A 20,643-nucleotide genomic window follows, 5' to 3' on the forward strand; every position below is an offset into this window, starting at 1 on the left:
GGCTTTGCGCATAAAAAAGGCTGTGTCAGCGTTTTGACACAACCTCTTTTTATGTAGAATATATGATCTATCAAACACATAGTATATATACCTAAAACAACAAATACTATAAATATGTATCCGAAAATAAACACCACCTTGCCAGTTGCTTAATCAGAAAAAAGCCACTCCTCAATGATTAAAAGGCAACCGGATTGATGATCCGTTTATTGCTACAGCCTTTATTTTTTATGTCGGCTAGCTCTTTTCTTCCGGATATCTGCTTTCATCTTCGCTGCACCCGAACCATGTTGTCCACGAATATACGTCGCTTTTTTCGCTTTCGTTTTCACCTTTTCCTCTTCTTTGGGCTTATCTTTCTTACCTTTAAAAACGATGCCACCCATGATTGCTTCTTCTATACTCATATAATCATTTATTAGTATTCAACATTTCCGATGGCAAAGATAACCCTTTTCTACGGATTTATTTATCTTTGCAAAGTTAACAATCGTAACCACCAATGGCAACAACAATTCTTTCTACAGAAAAGGACCCGATGGGAGCCGCTATTTCTGACTATTTCAACCATCATAGAGCTGATCGTTTGCGGGTATTTTCTTCTCAATTCGAAGAAGATGAAATTCCCGTCAAAGAACTGTTTCGTAGTATACAGTCTATGCCTGTACTAGAGCGCACCGCCCTGCAAATGGCTACTGGACGGATTTTGGATGTAGGTGCCGGAAGTGGTTGCCATGCGCTCGCACTTCAGGAAATGGGAAAAGACGTATGCGCCATTGATATTTCTCCCTTATCTGTCGAAGTAATGAAACAACGCGGAGTGAACGATCCTCGTCTCATCAACCTTTTTGATGAAACATTTTCCGAAACATTCGATACGATCCTAATGCTCATGAATGGTTCCGGAATCATCGGACGGCTGAATAATATGCCCGAATTTTTCCAACGGATGAAACGTATTCTCCACCCCGGTGGATGCATATTTATGGATTCCAGTGATTTGCGTTATCTTTTTGAAGAGGAAGACGGTAGCATAGTCATCGATCTGGCCGGAGATTACTACGGAGAGATCGACTTCCAAATGCAATATAAAGATGTAAAAGGAGACACATTCGACTGGTTATATGTAGATTTCCAGACTCTTAGCTTATATGCTTCCGAATGTGGTTTTAAGGCAGAATTGATAAAAGAAGGAAAGCATTACGATTACTTGGTCAAACTTAGCATTGCTTGAAAATGCATCATCATATAGTGACGGTATGTACTCCGGATAGCGTCACTATATAACCAAAATAGTAACGCCATCACATCAGGATAGCGTTACTATTTTTATATACTCATATATGTTCCGTTGGAAACATCTGATGAAGGTTCTCTTTTATTTCAGCATTTCATTAATTGCCTGCACAAGAGAAGCAAACTCTTCCTCATTATATAAACGAGTCAGCTTTACAATTTTCCCTTCCTTATCAATCAACACGTTTCTCGTTATTCCGGATTCACGTAATGCATACTTCGCAAAGATATCAGCTCCCGGATCCAGTCCTAACGGATAAGTGACTCCGGTAGATTTTGCAAAAGCCAGTACTTTGTCAAGCGGTTCGTCACGGTCAATGCCAATCAGAGCAAAGTCTGCATTATTTTTATGCTTCAACCAAATATCCTTCTCGATAAACGGCATTTCTTTACGGCAAACTCCACACCAGCTTGCAGTGAACTGCAACATGACAACTTTACCACGAAGGGAAGATAAACTCACTTGCTTCCCATCTGTCAAGGTAATTGTGAAATCCGGAGCCATCTCTCCTACCCGAACAATATATCCTGTACTATCTGCCTGAACTGATTTTGCATCCGCAGTTACTTCTACACTATCTGTTGCAACTTCAACATTCGCCGTTCCTTTCTTCTGTCCGGAACAAGCCCATATACCTATGGCTAAAAGCGCCACACTACATACATTCATAATTTTCATTTTCATCTAATCATTGGTAACTTTGCAAATATAAAAAAAGTATGCGATGTATTTGCATTTTTAAAAGAAATTCATACCTTTGCACCCGCAAAAGAAAAACGCCTCTTTAGCTCAGTTGGCCAGAGCACGTGATTTGTAATCTCGGGGTCGTTGGTTCGAATCCGACAAGAGGCTCTCCAGAATGAATGCTGTTTATCACATCAGATAAGCAGCATTTTTTATTAATATCTTCTTTAAGATTTTTGCTTACGAAATACTACCATACCCACAGCCAACAAAATCAAAAGAATTCCAATAACACTATTCAGGGTAAACAGTTCTTTAAAAACAAAGACACCGATCACAACGGCTGTCAGTGGTTCCATCGCACCTAAAATAGAAGTCAGTGTAGGTCCCGCATACTTAATTGCCCGTACCAAAGTTATATTGGAAATAGCCGTAGCCGGCAATGCAAGTCCTAAAATAATCAGCCATATATAACCGTCTGTCACCAGATGAAGCCCGAAAGTTGCCATAGCTCCTATCAGATAGAGAACAGCTCCCATCCCCATAACATAACATGTCAGTACAGTGGAATTGATTTGAGCGGCTCGTGTTGTTCGAACCCCAATGATGTATCCTCCGTAAGAAAAGACAGAAATACAAGCCGCCACCAATCCTACTATTGTATCACAACTTTTCGCCTCCAACTCTCCCGATGACAGTAAAGCAGCACCAAACAAAGACATTAAAACAGCAAGCATCACCAAAAGAGATTTCTTTTCATGAAAGAAAAACATCATTGCCAATGATACAGCCAACGGATACATAAAATGAATAGTCGATGCTACCCCCGTGGCTATATTCTGATAGGCAATGAGCAAACTGAATGAGGTGGTTGCCCGCAACAAACTTAATAAAAAAAACGACTAACAAATCTTTCTTTGCCAGCCGGAAATTACATCCCGAACACCATCCAAACAGTGTCAATACAATAGCAGCCACTCCCCAACGATAAGAAAGCACCTCGAAAGCCGAAAAACCAGCTAACAACAGAGTTATAGAAAAAAACGGAGCCAGCCCAAAAGTGGAGGAGGATACCGCCGCATAAAGTATACCTTTAATACGATTCATCGATATATTCAACTAATTCCAGATATTCACAATGCAAAGATTATAAATATTTCTTTAATGCCACCATTAATTTCATTTTTTCAAGCGGCTTAACCAGATATTCATTACAGCCGACCTTTATTGCAGCAATCCGGTCAGAATCGAAAGCATGGGCGGTAAGTGCGACGATAGGTAAGCTAGCATTAAACTTACGTATTTCAGCTGTAGCCTTCAATCCATCCAGTACAGGCATTTTCATATCCATCAACAACAAATCGACATGTTGGCTACGCGCTATTTCCACTGCCTTTTGCCCATTCTCCGCATGCAGTAAATCATAATGATCCTTCAGGATAGTAGACACCAGCTGATAATTACTTTGTATATCTTCAGCTATGAGAATTGTTTTCCGACCGGCACTCTTCTCCATCACTTCGTCATTCGCACCAAACTCTCCTCCGGAGATATTCTCTTCTTTCTTCTCTTCTACCATAGAAAGTGTATCGACTTCACAAGGTAAAAATGCCCAAAACAGCGATCCTTCATTGTGTACCGATTCAAAGCCGACTTTACCTCCCATAGCTTCTGCAATTGCCTTGCAAATAGAAAGTCCAAGTCCGGTACCTTGGGCAAACTCATCAAGTTTCTCAAAACGCTGGAATACTTTTCCTTTTTTATCATCAGCTATACCAATACCGGTATCTTTCACATAAAAATAGACGCCTCCATCCTTACATGCATATCCCATTTTAATAGAACCTTTTGAAGTATATTTGATAGCATTAGTGACATAATTCGTTATAATTTGTGCCACGCGATTACGGTCCAGAGTTACCTGACAACAGTGATAAGGATTGATTTCAGTTAACACGATATCCGGATTCTTCAGGCGCTGCTTCATGGAAGTAAACATGTTTTCAAAATGTTCGGATAAGTCGAACGGTTCGTATTTCAGTTCTACCGAACCGGCTTCCAGCTTGGATAAATCAAGTATATCATTTATCAGTTTTAGCAATAACTCATTATTACTATTAATAATCTGGATATAGTCCGCCTTTTCTTCTTCTCCGGCATAAGCCATCAACTCCGAAAAACCTACAATAGCATTCAAGGGAGTACGGATTTCATGACTCATATTCGCCAGGAACGCAGATTTCAATTTATCAGACTGCTCTGCCTGATGTTTGGCTTCCTGCAATTCCTTAATCATTTTTTCACGCTCCGTTACATCATCCACGCGAATTACAACACCATCCACAGATCCATCTTCAAGAACTACGGGAGTGGCAAACACTTCAACGGTATGCGCACTGTCCAACGAAAACTTCATCTGTTCCGTCTGTAATGAAACAAAAGCACGTTGCATCACACAATTTTCACAGGGAGAAGTACGATTATATGTACTTTTATAGCAAAGTTCACCTTTTTTGTAGGCTTCAAAAGAAAGACTTTTTGAACATAACGAAATATTTTCCCATTGAACCATATATTCCTTCGTGATGTAGGCCAACCCTGAATTCGTATTGTTAAGAACCAGTTCATTCTGTCGTACCAAAGCGTCCTGTATTTCTTTATTCTTTAGTAAGGTCAATTCAGTCTGCTTATAGGAATCGATATTTTGCGTCATACCGAACAAATACTTATAAGGAGCATCGTTCAAAGTTGTGGTTTCAACAAGGCCACGCGTTTCCCACCATTGATACATGCCATCTCCTTTAAAGTCAATGCGATATTCCACATCCCATACACCGCTTCCTAGTTCTACCGCCTTTTGCAAAGTTTCAGCAAACTTTTGTCGGTCATCAGGATGTACGAGAGTCAGATATTTCTCGACCGAATTAATTTCTGATGCCTTCTTCCCATTTTTATCAAAACCTTCACCGAAACTCACCCTGTTCTTAGCCGGCTCAAAAAACCAGGTGAAGGCATTCATCGCTTCCATAGTGACAGTTAACAGCTGTGCACGACGCTTCAGTTCATTTTGTAAACTCTGATCCCAGCGGGTATTTAACAGAAAGCGTTTGCCATCATCTTCAATTATACTTTTGCGAACAATAGTATCATAGCTGCGTCCATCCTTCAGTATAATACGTTCCATGCCGAAATAAGGGTTCCCAGTATTGTATACCTCTAAATCAGTCTTCTGAATACGCTCTACTTCTTCTTCACTCAGCACATCATAAGTAGTTTTATCTTCGCTGGTACCAAACATGAGCTTACTCTCTTCATTGCAAAAAACATAGCGGAAATCATTCTCTACATCTTTGATATGAACAGATAACGGAAGATTATTTAATATATTATAGAAGAACTGCTCCTTTTTCTGCACCTCCGTATTATTCTTTCGGGTACCAACATATTTCAATACCTTCTTATTAGAATCAAATTCATAAGGAGCACCGCTTATCGTACAAAATTGCCAGGTTGAGCTATCCGGTAACATAACCCTGCTATCAAAAGAAAAAGAAAAATCTTCCCCATTGCTCATTCTTTCCATTACTTCAGTAACCTGACTACGGTCATCCGGATGCAAAGTCTCCAGATATAGTGCCATACTAACTGGCTTAGACTGATCGTATCCATTCAGCGGTTCATTATCACTATAAAATAATTTGGGCACTGCATCAAATTCCCAAAACATGATGTTGGCTGCCTTCATAGCAAGCTCCGTTTTCCGGCGACTTTGACGGAGTACCTCTTCACTTTTCACCGTTTCTGTAATATCTTCAAAGATAAAAATGTAATTAACAAACTTGCCATCATTATCATAAAGAGGATTACCATTACATTTCAAATAGCAGGTCCGGGTACGCGTAGAGAAAAAACGTTTATCGGTTCTCTGTTTATCGAAATCATACAAAAAACTCATCTGTACCGGAACACAACGACGAACTGCTTCCTTCACCACGTCAGGAACCACAGAATTTTCATTTATGTTGAGTTTATTACCAAGAAGCGTTTGCGAGTCAGCGCCAAATATTCGGCAGAAGCTTTCATTGCATCTTACCAGAGTGCCATCGGCTGTGAAGAAACCTATTCCAACAGGAAGTGAATTAAATACAGTTAGTAATTGTTTGTGTTCCATTTCTTTATCCTTGAATAACTTAGAAATAAATATTTTATCTCCGCACTATGCAAATATATACACTTTTACGATTATAATATGATTTTATAGCGAACATATTATTGCCAGGTTATAACATACAATAAGGGGCTATCCACGATATTGTGAATAACCCCTATCTCAAATGACATCCCATATATTATCATTTTAAAAAGTACATTTTAATACTCCTCAATGACTGTATTTCCAAAAATATCCTTTTTAATAATTTTCCCATGACCGTTACCATATTCAATTATTTCGTTTCCAAAAATATCTTTTTTAATAGTTGTTCTATTCCCCTTATCATCCTCGATAATAGTATTCCCAAAGATATCTTTTGTAATCGTCTTTCTATTACCTTTGTCATCGCGAATAATAGTATTTCCCAGAATATCTTTCTCTATAGTTTTTCTATTACCCTTATCGTCCCGGATAATGGTATTTCCTAGAATATCTTCTTCAATAGTCTTTCTATTACCTTTATCATCACGAACAATGAAATTTCCTAAAATATCCTCTTCGATAGTCGTTCTATTGCCTCTATCATCACGGATAATGATGTTCCCCAAAATATCCTTTTCAATAGTCTTTCTATTGCCTTTATCATCACGAATGATGATATTCCCTAAGATATCCTTTTCAATAGTCTTTCTATTACCATTATCATCACGGATAATGATATTACCTAAAATATCCTTTTCAACAGTCTCTCTCCCTTGGTCAACTCCCGAATACTCATAATTATCTTCAACAAGATTTGCACCATAGCCCTTTATTATATAAGGAGCCAAAATAAACTGGGCAACAAACAGGATAAATAAAATCTTTTTCATGGCGTTTTTCTTTTGGTTTAGAACAAAAGTAACGCAGGAAAATCAGAATTAATAAGTGAATTCCATAATTGTCAGTAGGGAAAAACCTAAAATAAAAAGGATTAGCGCATGCAGTAACGGTATATCCATAATATACTACCTAATTGGTCCCCAGAATGGTCCCCCCAAAAAGAAATTCCTTGAAAGTACTTGACTTTCAAGGAATTCAAAGTGCTACTTGAGGTTCCTGGCGAACCTCTTTTTCTTTATTTTCCTTATTTATTAGATAAAACATTATCTTCATAAACTACTGAAAAACAACAAATTATTTATCACACAAAGAAAATAGAATAAAATAAGATAAAAGTTTGTAGTACCAATGTAGTACCAAATCAAAAAGAATCTCTATCTTTGTAGTACCAACTTATAAAAGTAAAAATATGGGTGCAACATTCATTTTGAGAACTGACAAAAGCGAAGGATATGCAACCTTATACGCTCGCATACAAAACAGGGTTCCAAAGATTAACATTCGAGTATCTACCGGATTAGAGGTTGATATAAAAGAGTGGAACAAATCTTTAACAGGAGCCAAAGCTCTAACAGCTTTCAGGACAGGCAAAGGAAAAGAACTTTACCTTAAACTAGACGCTATTTCATCAACGATTGACGCACTAATAAAAAATGGTGTAGCCATAACTTCCAACATGGCTAAAGAGCGTATACATGAAATAGTATATGCTGAACAGATAGCAGCCGAAAAAGAACGAGCAGAAGCCGAAGCTAAAGCCCTAGAAGAAGAACAGGCTACCAACTTCAACGACTTCATAGCACAATTCATTCACGAATGCGAAACAGGAAAACGGAAAAAGAAGGGAGGAACTACAAATATATCTCCTGGAACAATCAAAAGCTACAAAGGCTTTCAATCCCAGTTTAAAGCGTATCAGGAAACAAGGCTAAAGGTTATTGATTTTGAGGATCTGACAATAGAGTTTTATAATGACTTTCGATCATTCCTCACAGATAAGGAATATTCCCCTAATACTATTGCCCGGATGGTGAAGATATGCAAAACAATCTGTTATGCAGCCGAACAGCTTAAACTAATGGATGCGGCAAACGTCCGGTTTGGTTTTGATGTGATCTATAAAGATGTTGATAATGTCTACTTGACTGAAGAACGAATACAGGAACTTTATGAGTACGATTTATCCAATCGTCCGGCATGGGAAAAGATAAAAGATGTGTTTGTAGTCGGCTGTCTGACCGGGCAACGAGTAAGTGATTATAAGCGCATCAATTCAAAAATGATAGTTACCCTTACCGATGGCAATAAGTACATCAAACTTAAACAGGAAAAGACCGGAAATATCGTTTATATTCCTCTTGATTATCGGGTTGCAGCTATCCTTGACAAATATAACGGTACACTTCCCAAAGTCTACGACCAAAAGATAAACGACCATATCAAAGAGATTGGAGAGGCTTTAGGATGGACGGAAATAGTAGAGTTGGACGAACAACGGGGAGCAATGGAGTATACAGCAAAGAAACGTTTCTGCGACCTTCTTAAAACTCATACCTGCCGAAGAAGCTTAGCAACCAATATGTATAAAGCCGGGGCTTCATTAAGTTCTATTATGGCTATCACTGGACACAACAGCGAGCAGCAACTAAAGACGTACCTTAAACTGGATGAATCGGAAAAGAGCATGCTAGCAGCTAAAGAGAATTATTTCACGAAATTACGAATAGCAAAATAATTATTTATGGAACATATTAGAAGCTATTGTGAATATATTGATATGTATTTTCAAATAAATGAAAATCAAGAGAAACAAAATAAATACCACAAAGAGCAAAACAAGTGTTTGGATGCTATTTCTAACAAACTATTGTTGATGGATAAAAATAATAAAGAATATTACGCAAAGATGATAGCATACTATTTAGAACATTCAGCTAGTATTGATTTTGATTTAGACACTGCTTTTCGAAAAAATGATGGTCTTTTCCCGTATGACGACGCAACACTATGTGTCGTGGAATTAGTTTTACATATCTACAGACTTTTCTTTATGTGCAATGTTGATATGAATAATTATTTAAAACGCTTCACAATCCCCAATCTTATAAGCGAAAAAGAGAATAGCGACAATAGTATTATCTTTGACGAGATCCTTATCAGCAAAGTATATAACAAGTGCAATGGAAAACAATGGGAAATCATCTCTAAAGATGATTTCATAAATATAATTAAAAGTAATGGTGAAAACAATTCCTTAAAAATAAAAGATAAAGAGATTAATAGAACAAAATGCATATTTAAAGCAATAGCATGTCGAATTGAGGACAGAGAAAAACGTAAGCTATGGATTGAAGGCATAAAAAAGCATATCTTTAATGATGTAGATTTTATGAAAGCGACACTACAAACCAATAGATATGGTGCCGGATATAGTGAACTAGATGTTAATTTTAAGCCCTTTTTAGATAACCTATAAAAGTTCCACAATAAACTCACAACAATTATTTAATAACGCATTGATATTCAGATATATCTTTGCGTTATTTTTTTATTGTGCCACAATATCCCCAATATTACCACAATATAACTTTGTAGTTGAAGATAAGGACGTGCACACCCTGACTTCATAACCATTTAAAAGAATAAGTTATGAACGGTTTAAATTCAACTCAGCAAGCAGTTATAATGAGCTTCTTTGCTCCATTTATAGATGTGATTGTAGATAGAATATCTGAAAAGGTATTATCTGCAACAGCAAAGAAAGAACCCAAGTTTTACACCCGTAAAGAAACAGCGGAATTACTTCATGTGACATTACCTACTTTGGCAAGACTTACTAAAGACGGTCTAATAGCATCTAAACGTGTAGGTAGTAGAATCCTGTATGAAGCGGAAGCTATTGATGAGGCAGTAAAAAAACAGGTCGTATTCAAATATCGGAGGGCGTGACTATGAAAGAAAAGAAAAAGGCAGTCTCAACGACCGCCAATCTCCAACATAGATCCGGAAACAAAGATAACAAATCATCTCGAATAATTCAACAGGTACGATCTATTTTCTTATCTGGCCGGAAAGTAACAGCAAAAGAAATCAACGCTGAAACAAATTCGAATGATGCCAGACGTGTAATCTCCACCCTCCGTAATGATGAAGGCTGGGATATTAAAGACGTTCGCCTGGACGATAGAAGAAAACTATACTGGTTAGAGCCGGACAAACGGCAAATGTCTATTGATTGGGAGGGGATGCAGAATGAATAAAAAGTCTTTTGTTATATACTGTGATATAGGGGATCAATTAGAGCTACTCACCGACGAACAAGTAGGAGTTTTGTTTCGTTCAGTAGTGAAATATGCTAGTAATGAAGAAGAACTATCCAGTAATGACGGTATGGTCAAACTTCTTTTTTCGGTAATAAAGAAACAAATAGATCGGGACACAGAAAAATATAAAACAGTTTGCGAACGCAGAAGAGAAGCCGGAAGCAAAGGAGGCAAGCAAAAGGTAGCAAATGCTAAGCAAAACTTAGCAAACGTAGCAAATGCTAGCAATTGCAATCAAAACTTAGCAAACGTAGCTGATAATGATAATGATAATGATAGTGATAATGTATCTACTGAAGTAGATATTAAAGAAAATACTATCGTATCAAAGAAAGACGAGCTTTCTTTATCATCTCCATCCGAAGAATTTATAAAATTCAATCAATGGCTAGATAAACATTGCCCTTTCGTACTGAAGGTAAAAACGCAAATGACAGAGCCGGAATATCAAAAGCTTCTTGCCAAATACACCAAGAAAGAAATTAGCGATGTTCTTGAAAGCTTGAACAACTGGAAAGACTTCCCAAAGAAACGGACTAATGTATATCGCAGCACATTAGACGAATTGAAGAAGAAATTCGGAGAACGATAATTTTAAACTGTTACAATCATGGCAAAGACAGAGAAAATCTTAATAGACAATATATGCCCGCTGTATGATTTGGAATGTGAGAAGGCAGTGCTAGGCACATTAACCAGTCCTGTATTATCCAATGGGGAGATACCGGAGAATCTGACGGAAGATTGTTTCTATGACGAATTTAACCGCAACATATTCCGGGCTATTCTTGCAATTATATCCCGTGGAGATCATCCCGAACCAATCGCAATAAAAGGGTGTCTTGATAAAATGGGAATATCTTTCAATGTGGCCGAATTATTAAAACGCCTGGATGGTATGACGCTTGATTTCAATCAATACGTAAACCGCTTGTTTGATTTGAGTGTACACCGCAAATTTAGGGAGATAGGTTTGTTTCTTCTGAAACATTCCGCCTCGGAAGAGGAAGATATTGAACAGGTGCAGACAAAAGCCGTCGAATCCCTATCCGGTATGTTCCGGCAATCTTCGGACAACATATACACGTTAAAGGATGGTTTGACGGGAGTACACCAACAAGTGAACCGCAATCTTTCCGGCCAAACAGCATTAACCGGAACGCCTACCGGATTCGATCAGTTTGATAGAAGGTCAGGAGGATTGCAAAAATCCGATTTGATAATCATTGCGGCAGAGCAAAGCATGGGTAAAACATCCCTGTTAATGTCTATTTTGCGGTTTGCGGCACTTTCAGGCACAAAGAGCATAATCTATTCAATGGAAATGAGAAAAGAGCAAATTGCGTCCCGTTTGGCTTCTATTGAAAGCGGAGTACCGGCAAATCAAATCATGTACTCTCAATTAACAAGCTCCCAGTTAGAAAGCTTTGATAAAGGGTTGGCTAGATTACTTCATCTTCCGATATATTTCGACGATAACAGTACCAGCAATATAGACAGTATAATAAACTCTATCCGGTACATGAAACGGAAGTATGATATAGACGGTGCGGCTGTTGACTATTTGCAGATTCTCAACGTAAACATGAAGGGAGCTAATAAGGAGCAACAGATGGGCGACGTGGCACGACGCTTGAAAAATCTAGCAAAAGAGCTTGATATCTGGATTATCGCATTATCGCAACTCAACAGAGACAAAGATAACCCGGTTCCCTCTATAGCCCGTTTACGTGATAGCGGACAAATAGCAGAAGCCGCCGATGTGGTTATGTTGATTTATCGTCCGGAGGTGAAAGGCAAACCATATCCGGGAGAGTTTTCCCATGTAGACACCAAAGGTACGGCAATGATAGATATTGCCAAAGGCCGAAACATCGGGATAATGAAGTTTATTTGCAAGTTCGATGCTCCGACCACTCACTTTTACGACTTACAGGATATACCTATTTCGGCAAATATTGAACCTGATCCCTTCTAGCTATGGAAATAGAAACAATCTACGGGCAAGTGATAGCGAAAGCAAACAACTATCAAGCCGTACCGGGCAAAGACGGCCAGAAACGGATCATCAAAAATGACCGGATCAGGGAGTATGAGAAATCCTTCTGCCTACAATGCAAGAAGTATCGAGGAAAGCGCATTTCCGGTCGTTTCAAGCTGTTTATTCGTGTTTGGCATGGGAATATTCGCTTCGATCTGGATAATGCTCTAAAAACGATCCTTGATTGCTTGCAAATGGTGGAGGCTATTACAAACGACAGCCTATGTTTTGAGATTCATGCCGAGAAACGGATAGATCGCCGGAATCCGAGAGTAGAGTTTGGTATGGAAGAGATAAACGAGCAAAAAAATATATTCAGCCAAAATAAAGCGATTTAAGCCATTTTCTTTTGCGGGATGATAAGATGTTCATCTTTTCGGAGAAAGTCGCTAATATAAAAACAAGATTTTAAAATGGAAAGATTAAAGCGCATAAAATATCCTCCATTAAAGGATAAATTTAAAAAGTACGGTGATTCTTTCGAATTGGTATCTAAAAACGAAAGCAACCGAATGTACTGCTACCGAAGAACCACCCCGGAAGGGATTGTATATTTTGAGGTGTTCCGGTCGAATCTGGAGAAGGACGAAAACGAACAGGTTTATGAATCCTATCCCCGTTCATCACAATTTGGTGACACAGCTTGGTGTATCAGAGATGGCGAGAACGCAATGAAGAAAGTATTGAAATATATGCAAAAGACATTTTCAAATTAAATAAATTATTAACAATCAAAATTTTAAAGTCATGGAAAATAAAGTTTATGAAATTGGTAACCGGAATGATTTAAAATTCAGTGTACAAAAAACTACCCCATACATTATTAGGGGAAACGCTAAAGAGATGATGCCCGAAGAGATTACTTTTCTTTTTGAAGAAATTGATCCTGAATCTGATTTGACAGAAGATAACAATCTGGTATGTAGTATCAGTAAGGAAGAAGCCGTAAATCTGGCAATCCGTTTGCTAAAGCTTAGTACGGAGAGAGTACCGGAAAACGGGCTATTGTTGCACAACTTTTCAGGACACGATTTTTCCGTTCATCATGCCAAAGAAGATGGTGTACATATTGATGAACCTATTTTCGAGATCGGGAATTTGGAGGCGGACGATATTGCGGAGGATGGAACCATCTCCGTATGTCTGACTAACGAATCAGCAAAAGAGTTAATTAAAGCGTTGGCAAAGATTGTATAACCCAATACCGGGTAGGTCTGTTTTGAATGATCTACCCGGCATAAAAAAATTAAATGACATGGAACAAATAGACGAAAAAAAGAACTCCGAAGAATTAATAGGGCTTATTAATTCGGGAACAAAGGATATTTTCAATAAGAAAGAAGTTGCTTCACGTTTGGGTGAAGATGTGGCTAATCGCATAAAAGACAGATTGGAGGAAAAGAAAGATGAAAAAAGAGGAAACTAAAAGAATCTGTGTCGGTTCCGGTGACACAACTTTTAGACGGGACTTTGAAAAGATGCTTAGCAAATTGCAAGGCATTATAAGCCGCCAAAAAGTAGAAGAGTTTGGTATTGAATTGAACACCGAAGTATTGCAAGATTTGATTGCTGGCGGTGAAAACACCGGAAAAACCGTATTGGAACGCCTTAATAAAGACCTGTTGGATGATGCCAGTTTGCCGATCATACGCAGGCAGAAGGAACAGATGTACAACCAGCTCTTGCAGGAGTTCGAACAGTTGAAGGTAGCCGTGCGCAAGTCGGTGAAAGACTTTCCTTATGTCCTTCCAGAAATGTACTTCATTGGTGATGACGGCTGGATTCACGCCCAGGAAGAAGCGTTTGCCCTGTGTGATGAACAAGGAAAGATTTACATAGACAAGCCGGAGCAGATAGAAGTTTATCATCAGGCAATAAAAGCCGTTGATGAAATAAACAAGCTTCAGGAGATGGCAGCTAAGTATTATTGCAGTGCTCTAGGACATAGGGCAGTGATAGGCTTTGAAAAAGATACTGCCCGCCTTTATCCCGGTGCTTTGATTGAATGTCATTCCAACGGTATTTTTGTGAGAATGTTTGAAAGAAAATAAATCTAGTTATTTCGGGCAGGTTATCTGTGTGGATCCTGTCCGGTTATCTAGTAAATAACAGGGCTTTAACAGAGTGAAATATGAAGTTTGAAAAAGGAAAATCAGGAAATCCCAAAGGTAGACCAAAGGGAGCTAAGGGAAAAGCAAAGTCCGATTTAAAAACATGGGTAGCCGAAATATTAGACGGAGGCCGTGATAAATTTGAACAGGCTTTGAAGTGCATACCTCCACAAGACTATATCAAAACATTCATGGGACTTCTTAATTATTCGCTTCCGAAGTTGCAAAGTATGTCTCCAAATGAAATGCTTGATGAAGAATACAAGAGACTGGAGGAGCTTTTAGAGAATGCACCTGACGAAGCAATAGATCAGATTGTTGAACGAATAAACAGACTAAGAGATGAAAGCAGAAGAACGGAAGCAGAAAATAGATGAAATATTATCTGCCATTAGAGAAAATCCCGTGCTTTTTAACGGGATATCTCCTTCTATGTGGATTGAGGTAGAGAATAACCCGGTAAATCCTGAATGGTTGAAGATTTGTCAAAAGGCTGTTGACTGGCATTATCAGGAATACGGAAAGCGTGATACGGAAAGCGTGTTTGCCAAATGCCTTAATATGGCTAAAGTGCAAAAGGAGAATAGCGAAGTATGAAAGATAACATTTTAAACTTGCCAAGTGATGTTCTTGGCGACATATTCAAAGAGATTTATTCGGAGTATGAGAAAAGCATCCGTAAAATGTTCTCCGCTCCGCCCTGTGAGATAGAGATAACCGCCCAACAGGTTGCAAAGGCTTTTGATAAAAGAGGGCTGATAGAATACGCTCCACAATTCTACATCTTTGCCACTGGGGTGTTTATCGGGATCAAGGACAGGTGTAATCCCTACCAAGAGATTAACGAATGGGTTGCCGCCTATCGGATGGCTAAGGAGATGAACGTAGATGTCTCCGTTATAAATCCAAAGAAAGCATTTGAGTATTATCAACAAAAAAATAAATAGTTATGAAGAAATCTGTTATTATCGGTGGAAATACGTACAATCTTACAAGTCCAACCATTAAAGGCATAACATTAGCCGGGAAATGCCTGGGAGATATTCCCAACAAAAATGATATTTATGAAATATTGAACGAGAAAGATAAAGATACTTTATGTGATACACTATCTTATTTCATTGCTGGAGATTTATCTCTTGCTAAAAGGCTAAGTAAGGGAGATAAGAAAGAAGTTGTAGAAGCGATAAAAATAATAATCGTTGATTTTATTCAACCGATATTACTACGTGCTAGCCTCATGGCTAAAAATGTGTCATTAATGGCAGCAAAACCTAAGCTATGAAAATCAAGAAAGATTTATCCGGTTTGGATTCTTTCATCCAAGAAGTCGAAGATGAAATTAATCAGGGCTTGATAGATGCGGCTCATAAGGCTGTTGATACCCAGAAAGTAAGAAATGAGAGTAGTAAAAAGACTTATGAGAACCACACTTGGAACTTGCGTAATGCTCCCGGTGCCGCTGTTGTTCGCAATGGGGAAATCATTGATTTATATGTTCCGGCAGATGGAGAGCATGCCGAAGCGAAAGCTAAAACCGAAAACCTTCTAATCTACGGGAAACGCCCTAAAAACGGGATTGTTGCAGCGGACGGAATGGAATACGCAAGCTTTGTATCAAGCAAAGGTTTTGATGTCATGGACACTGCTCGCCATGTCTTAGAGAGAGAAGTAAAAGAAAATGTAACAACTAATATTAAAGTAAAATGGCAGGATTGAAATTTACGCTAGAAGCAGATGTAAAAAAATTACAGGAGCTAAGAAAGGAAATAGAGAAGGTAACAGTAGCGATAAGCAAATTGCCTTCCGATTCTCCACAAATAAGAAAACTGGAAACACAGTTAAGTCAGTTAAGAAAAGAATACGATGGGATAGAAACTTTGCTTTCCAAAGTTCAATTAATGGGTGAAGAGTTGGCAAAATCAGAAAATTTGATAAAACATACTCGGAAACAAACCGATGAAACCAAGAAAGCTACAGAACACTTTGAAGCAGAAGCCGGTTCACTTGCCGCCCTTGAAAAGCAAGCCAAAAGTTTGACAAAAGAATGGCTTGCAATGTCAGAAGCCAGAAAGCAATCGGATGTGGGACAGGGCAAAGTTAATGAATTGGCAAAAGTTAACGCTCAAATAAAGATTGAAAAAGATAATCTCCGGGCCTTGCAAAAAGAATACGTTAACACACAGAAGATACAGGATTTGCAAGAAGGCTCCATTAAGTCTTTAAGGGCAGAATTGAGTAATTTAAATGCTGTATATGATTCTTTGGGTAGAAGCCAACGGAAAGGAGCATACGGAAAAGAGCTTTTGAATGGTATTCAAACTGTCTATAAAGAACTGGTAGAAGCGGAGCAGGCTTCAGGAAGGTTTCAGAGAAATGTAGGTAATTATGCAAGTGCATGGAATGGACTCGGTAATTCAGTGCAACAGGTAGCCCGTGAACTTCCTTCACTAGCTGTAAGTGCAAATACTTTTTTTCTTGCAATATCAAATAACCTTCCGATATTAGTTGATGAAATAGCAAAAGCTAGAAAAGAATATGCAAATTTCAAGGCAGAATTAAAAGCAGGAAATAAAGATGTCAAGGCTGTTGCTCCCGTATGGCAACAGCTTACAAGATCTATTTTAAGTTGGCAGACCGCTCTTGTTGTTGGGCTGACTTTGCTTTCTGTATACGGGAAAGATGTAATTAAATGGATTGGAAGTTTAGGAAAAGCAAGAGATGTTACCCTTGATTTGCTTTCAGCCGAACAAGAAATGGCATTGGCTAGAAAGTCCGCATGGTCTAGCATAGCCAAAGAGCAAACTCAACTTGATATTCTGTATAACAAATTAAAAAATGTAACTCTTTCCACTACAGAGAGGAATGCGGCTGTTCGTGAGTGGGTTAAAAACTATAAGACTCATAGTGATATATTAGATGGTGAGAATGTGGATTTGCGTAAGTTAGAAAATGCCTATAGGGCATTAAGTAAGGAAATTTACGCTAATGCTGTAGCAAGGGCTTATGCTGATAGAATTGCGGAACTGTCGGTTCAAAGAGAAAAAGAAGAAATGAAACGACTAAATCAAAAATTAACAATTGCTAAAGCTGAACAGGAATTAGAAAGAGTTACGGCAGAATACAATAAAAAAGCAAATGAAGGATTTGGAACGGCTACAGCCAAACTTGAAGCAAAAGACAAGATAATTCAAGCTCGTAAAAATGTTGAAGACCAGAAGAAAATATACAATGATCTTGTTAATAATGTAAATGACTATGATAAAAACATTACTGTTATTTCAAATCACATAAAAACTTTAGATTTATTCCCTCAACCTAAAGAAGGAACCTATGATTATTGGAAACAACAGGTTGAGATAGCCGATAATGCACTAAAACAAATTCAATATTCTTATTTAAAGGTTTTAAAGTCAGGAAGTACCCAAGGTGTACCGGAAGAAGTCGCAAAACAATATAATGCTCTCATAAAGCAGAAAACGGAAGCCGAGGAAAAACTAAAAATTTATGATGATAAAAGGCTTTCTAAAGAGTATAACTCTATTTTAGACCAACAAAAGAAGATAGCCAATCTTTTGGATAAACAGGCTCTTGAAAGAAAGCGAAGAGAAGAAGATTTGGAAAATCAGGTTATACAAGTTCGTATTGATGCTATGGCAGAAGGAGAAGCCAAAATCCGTGCTCAACGTGAATTAAACAACAAATTGGAAATTCAAAATTTGAAACGTCGGAGAGAAGATTATGTTCGGACGGAAATTGAATATCAGAAGAAAATATTTACTGAACGAGAAAGGCTAAATAGCATCTATACTAAAAAATATAAAAAGAAAACATTTGACCCTTCTTCTGTTAAAGTTGATACTTCTCTTTTTGATAATGCTATTGAAATCATAAGCAAGCGACAATTAAACGACCAAATACGCAGTCAAGAAGAGGCGTGGAATGAATATATCATAAAATATGGTACATTCCAACAAAAGAAAGAGGCTATTACCCGAAAATATACGGATGCCATCAATAAAGCTGCCAATGCCGGAGAAGCAGCATCCTTACAAAAGGAGTTTGAGGAAGCTTTAGCTAACTTGGATTTGAGTAAGCTTAAAGACGAAATAAATTGGGAAATGATTTTTGGGAGTATAAGTAAGGCTACCAAAGAACAACTAACCAAAATAAAGAAGCAGTTGCAGGAGTTTAAGAAGTCTCCTGAATTCAAAAATGCTACTCCGGAACAAATACAAGTTATTGAAACCGCAATAAATTCCATTAATGATGCTCTTGTTGATAAAGGTGGTTTCTTTGGAGGTTTATCAAATTCGCTTACTGAATATGAGGATGCCGTAAATAAAGTAAAGGAAGCTCAAGAAGAATTAAATAAAGCGTTAGAGTCTGGCGATGAGGTTGCAATAGAAAAAGCTCAAAAGAAGAAGAATGCAGCCGAAAATACACTAGCCAATGCACAGACCAATGTTGAAAAATCCAGAGATAAGGCAATTAGTAATATAACGGCTGTTGCTGATGCTATGAAGCAACTAGGAAGTGCGGAATTTAACCTAAGTAGCTTTGGTAGTGCTGTTGGAGGATTGGTAGATGCGTTAAGTGAATCCGGTAGCAAAATAGGGGGAATTATTGCAGCCATCCTTTCTCTTCTTGATGAGTTCGGAAAAGATGGTGGGATAGAATTTGGTAAAAACCTTGTTAACAATGTTATCAGTGCCATCGGTGGAACTATTGAGGTTCCGTTCAAAATGTTAGGAATTGATTTGGGGCTCGGAGGTGCAAACTATTCTGATTACAACGAGATGGTAGCCAAGTATGACGTATTACTTGATGTTTGGGATCAACTCTTAGATAAGAAAAAAGCTTATATAAACGAATCATACGGAGCGGAAGCAACCAAAGCGGGCAAAGAAGCTTTAGACCTATTGAAAGCCGAAAGAGATATAACTAGGGAGCTTGCTAGTTCACGACTAGATGCTGGAGCAAGTGCCGGTAGTCACTCCATGGCGTATAGAATGTGGCAAGGTTCCTATAAATATGAAGGTCAGAACTGGAAAGATGTAGCTGGAGAAATATCTAGTGCTCTTGGAGGTGTCGAATTCAGCAGTATGTGGAACTTGCTTTATATGTCAGCCGATCAACTGGAGTGGATAAAGACCAATTATTCCGGTCTATGGTCGCAAATGGACACGGATTTTAGAGGTTATTTGGATGATATTATCCAATACGGAGAGACGGAGGCGGAAATCATAGAATCAGTAAAGGAGCAGATTACAGGAATATCCTTTGATAGTTTCCGAGATAGTTACGTAAGCCTGTTATCTGATCTTGATAGCACCAATAAAGATTTTGCCGATAGTTTTGAAGAGTATTTAAGAAAATCCATACTTCAGTCTGTTATAGCCAAGAACTACGATACTAAAATACAGGAACTTTATGATAGTTGGTCTAAAGCTGGAGAAGATGGAGTATTCAGTGAATCAGAAGTAGACAGGTTGCGTTCCATGCAACAAAGTATAACAGATGCGATGTTGGCGGAACGTGATCGACTGGAGGAAGTTTTTGGATGGTCTTCCTCTTCATCCCAAGAAGCTTCGAAGAAAGGCTTTGCCACTGCGTCGCAAGATTCAATCGACGAACTTAACGGGCGTTTCACCGCTTTGCAAATTGCCGGAGAAGAAATCAAGAGTCAAAGCGTAGAACAAACTAGGCTATTGGATTCTATAAACTCGATATTACTTAACATAGATCCTTCACAGGCTTCTTTCAAGATTCCCGATCTATCAAACAGAGAAGCATTGAATAGTATTTTTGCAGCTGATATAGCAATGAGGGCAGAATCTAACGCCCAGTTACAGGCGGCTATAGTTAACCTAACCGGAGAAGTTCAAACGATTAAAAACAATGTTAGTGAGATGTTGACCTTTAGTGCGGAAGATAGGATAAATCAGCAAACTATTGCCGATAACTCTAGTAGTCTTAATAAAAATCTTCCTAAGATAACCCAGGTATTAGACGGTATTAAACAAAATACTAACGGTTTATCACGTCGTTAATTTTATTCCATGCCATTATAGAAGAATCCCCGACCGCTTGTGATAAGTAGCCGGGGATTGCTATTTTTTAATTTTAATAGTACCGTTATTCTATAATTA

The 20,643-nt window shown here is 38.2% G+C and carries 22 protein-coding genes, 1 tRNA gene and 1 pseudogene; 19 read left to right on the forward strand and 5 right to left on the reverse strand.

All coding sequences use genetic code 11. The annotated features are described in order from the left end of the window. Positions 1–221: 221 nt before the first annotated feature. Positions 222–407 (reverse strand): hypothetical protein, encoded by a 186-nt coding sequence (locus tag DWZ47_RS27610; RefSeq protein ID WP_004300779.1) that lies wholly within the window; start codon positions 405–407, stop codon positions 222–224. Between the two features lie 95 nt (positions 408–502). Between DWZ47_RS27610 and DWZ47_RS27615 the strand changes: the two genes are divergently transcribed. Beyond that, positions 503–1,234, forward strand: a complete 732-nt coding sequence (locus tag DWZ47_RS27615; RefSeq protein WP_117515373.1) for a class I SAM-dependent methyltransferase — start codon at positions 503–505, stop codon at positions 1,232–1,234. Between the two features lie 144 nt (positions 1,235–1,378). Here the strand turns inward: DWZ47_RS27615 and DWZ47_RS27620 are convergent, their stop codons facing one another. Beyond that, a complete protein-coding gene (locus tag DWZ47_RS27620) occupies positions 1,379–1,981 on the reverse strand; it encodes a TlpA family protein disulfide reductase (RefSeq protein WP_004300781.1) in 603 nt (200 codons plus the stop codon). Positions 1,982–2,075: 94 nt separating this feature from the next. Here DWZ47_RS27620 and DWZ47_RS27625 point away from each other — a divergent pair. Beyond that, a tRNA-Thr gene (locus tag DWZ47_RS27625) sits at positions 2,076–2,149 on the forward strand. 59 nt (positions 2,150–2,208) lie between these two features. On the opposite strand, the pseudogene DWZ47_RS27630 reads toward DWZ47_RS27625, so the two are convergent. The 3 genes and pseudogenes from DWZ47_RS27630 to DWZ47_RS27640 form a co-directional block, all read right to left on the reverse strand. Further along, positions 2,209–3,088: pseudogene (locus DWZ47_RS27630) on the reverse strand (DMT family transporter). A 40-nt stretch (positions 3,089–3,128) separates the two neighbouring features. After that, positions 3,129–6,152 (reverse strand): PAS domain-containing protein, encoded by a 3,024-nt coding sequence (locus DWZ47_RS27635; protein ID WP_008999887.1) that lies wholly within the window; start codon positions 6,150–6,152, stop codon positions 3,129–3,131. A 200-nt stretch (positions 6,153–6,352) separates the two neighbouring features. Further along, positions 6,353–7,006 (reverse strand): hypothetical protein, encoded by a 654-nt coding sequence (locus DWZ47_RS27640; RefSeq protein ID WP_004300785.1) that lies wholly within the window; start codon positions 7,004–7,006, stop codon positions 6,353–6,355. Between the two features lie 419 nt (positions 7,007–7,425). On the opposite strand from DWZ47_RS27640, the gene DWZ47_RS27645 reads away from it, so the two are divergent. The 17 genes from DWZ47_RS27645 to DWZ47_RS27720 all read left to right on the forward strand — a co-directional run bounded on the left by DWZ47_RS27645 (position 7,426) and on the right by DWZ47_RS27720 (position 20,544). Continuing rightward, positions 7,426–8,751 carry a tyrosine-type recombinase/integrase gene (locus DWZ47_RS27645; RefSeq protein WP_117515376.1) on the forward strand — a complete coding sequence of 442 codons (1,326 nt, stop codon included), beginning with the start codon at positions 7,426–7,428 and terminating at the stop codon, positions 8,749–8,751. A gap of 6 nt (positions 8,752–8,757) precedes the next feature. Continuing rightward, positions 8,758–9,492, forward strand: a complete 735-nt coding sequence (locus tag DWZ47_RS27650; RefSeq protein WP_117515378.1) for a hypothetical protein — start codon at positions 8,758–8,760, stop codon at positions 9,490–9,492. A 173-nt stretch (positions 9,493–9,665) separates the two neighbouring features. After that, positions 9,666–9,965: a helix-turn-helix domain-containing protein gene (locus DWZ47_RS27655; RefSeq protein ID WP_117515380.1), complete on the forward strand. Its 300-nt coding sequence runs from the start codon at positions 9,666–9,668 to the stop codon at positions 9,963–9,965. A 2-nt stretch (positions 9,966–9,967) separates the two neighbouring features. After that, positions 9,968–10,276, forward strand: a complete 309-nt coding sequence (locus DWZ47_RS27660) for an AbrB family transcriptional regulator (protein ID WP_182281663.1) — start codon at positions 9,968–9,970, stop codon at positions 10,274–10,276. After that, positions 10,269–10,931 (forward strand): DUF6291 domain-containing protein, encoded by a 663-nt coding sequence (locus DWZ47_RS27665; RefSeq protein ID WP_117515384.1) that lies wholly within the window; start codon positions 10,269–10,271, stop codon positions 10,929–10,931. The genes DWZ47_RS27660 and DWZ47_RS27665 overlap by 8 nt, the downstream gene beginning before the upstream one ends. Before the next feature lie 18 nt (positions 10,932–10,949). Then, positions 10,950–12,317 carry a replicative DNA helicase gene (locus tag DWZ47_RS27670; RefSeq protein WP_117515386.1) on the forward strand — a complete coding sequence of 456 codons (1,368 nt, stop codon included), beginning with the start codon at positions 10,950–10,952 and terminating at the stop codon, positions 12,315–12,317. A gap of 2 nt (positions 12,318–12,319) precedes the next feature. After that, complete coding sequence (locus DWZ47_RS27675) at positions 12,320–12,718, forward strand: RusA family crossover junction endodeoxyribonuclease (RefSeq protein ID WP_117515388.1); 399 nt, start codon at positions 12,320–12,322, stop codon at positions 12,716–12,718. 75 nt (positions 12,719–12,793) lie between these two features. Further along, entirely contained in the window at positions 12,794–13,096 is a 303-nt protein-coding gene (locus tag DWZ47_RS27680; protein WP_117515389.1) for a hypothetical protein, read from the forward strand. Between the two features lie 31 nt (positions 13,097–13,127). Continuing rightward, complete coding sequence (locus DWZ47_RS27685) at positions 13,128–13,577, forward strand: hypothetical protein (protein WP_117515391.1); 450 nt, start codon at positions 13,128–13,130, stop codon at positions 13,575–13,577. A gap of 58 nt (positions 13,578–13,635) precedes the next feature. Then, positions 13,636–13,806 (forward strand): hypothetical protein, encoded by a 171-nt coding sequence (locus DWZ47_RS30505; RefSeq protein ID WP_158570400.1) that lies wholly within the window; start codon positions 13,636–13,638, stop codon positions 13,804–13,806. Beyond that, positions 13,787–14,431 carry a hypothetical protein gene (locus tag DWZ47_RS27690; RefSeq protein ID WP_117515393.1) on the forward strand — a complete coding sequence of 215 codons (645 nt, stop codon included), beginning with the start codon at positions 13,787–13,789 and terminating at the stop codon, positions 14,429–14,431. Before DWZ47_RS30505 ends, DWZ47_RS27690 begins: the two co-directional genes overlap by 20 nt. 80 nt (positions 14,432–14,511) lie before the next feature. Next, positions 14,512–14,868, forward strand: coding sequence for a DUF5681 domain-containing protein (locus tag DWZ47_RS27695; RefSeq protein WP_117515395.1), 357 nt, complete (start codon positions 14,512–14,514; stop codon positions 14,866–14,868). Further along, positions 14,834–15,088, forward strand: a complete 255-nt coding sequence (locus DWZ47_RS27700; RefSeq protein WP_117515397.1) for a hypothetical protein — start codon at positions 14,834–14,836, stop codon at positions 15,086–15,088. The genes DWZ47_RS27695 and DWZ47_RS27700 overlap by 35 nt, the downstream gene beginning before the upstream one ends. Beyond that, positions 15,085–15,438, forward strand: a complete 354-nt coding sequence (locus DWZ47_RS27705) for a hypothetical protein (protein ID WP_008774729.1) — start codon at positions 15,085–15,087, stop codon at positions 15,436–15,438. Before DWZ47_RS27700 ends, DWZ47_RS27705 begins: the two co-directional genes overlap by 4 nt. 2 nt (positions 15,439–15,440) lie before the next feature. Further along, entirely contained in the window at positions 15,441–15,776 is a 336-nt protein-coding gene (locus tag DWZ47_RS27710; protein ID WP_117515399.1) for a hypothetical protein, read from the forward strand. Then, positions 15,773–16,210 carry a hypothetical protein gene (locus tag DWZ47_RS27715; RefSeq protein ID WP_117515401.1) on the forward strand — a complete coding sequence of 146 codons (438 nt, stop codon included), beginning with the start codon at positions 15,773–15,775 and terminating at the stop codon, positions 16,208–16,210. The genes DWZ47_RS27710 and DWZ47_RS27715 overlap by 4 nt, the downstream gene beginning before the upstream one ends. Further along, the gene (locus DWZ47_RS27720) at positions 16,198–20,544 is read left to right on the forward strand and encodes a hypothetical protein (RefSeq protein WP_117515403.1); all 4,347 of its coding nucleotides are present in this window, start codon (positions 16,198–16,200) and stop codon (positions 20,542–20,544) included. The genes DWZ47_RS27715 and DWZ47_RS27720 overlap by 13 nt, the downstream gene beginning before the upstream one ends. Positions 20,545–20,643: the final 99 nt, after the last annotated feature.

Source organism: Bacteroides sp. AF32-8BH (assembly GCF_003435205.1).
GTDB lineage: Bacteria > Bacteroidota > Bacteroidia > Bacteroidales > Bacteroidaceae > Bacteroides > Bacteroides ovatus.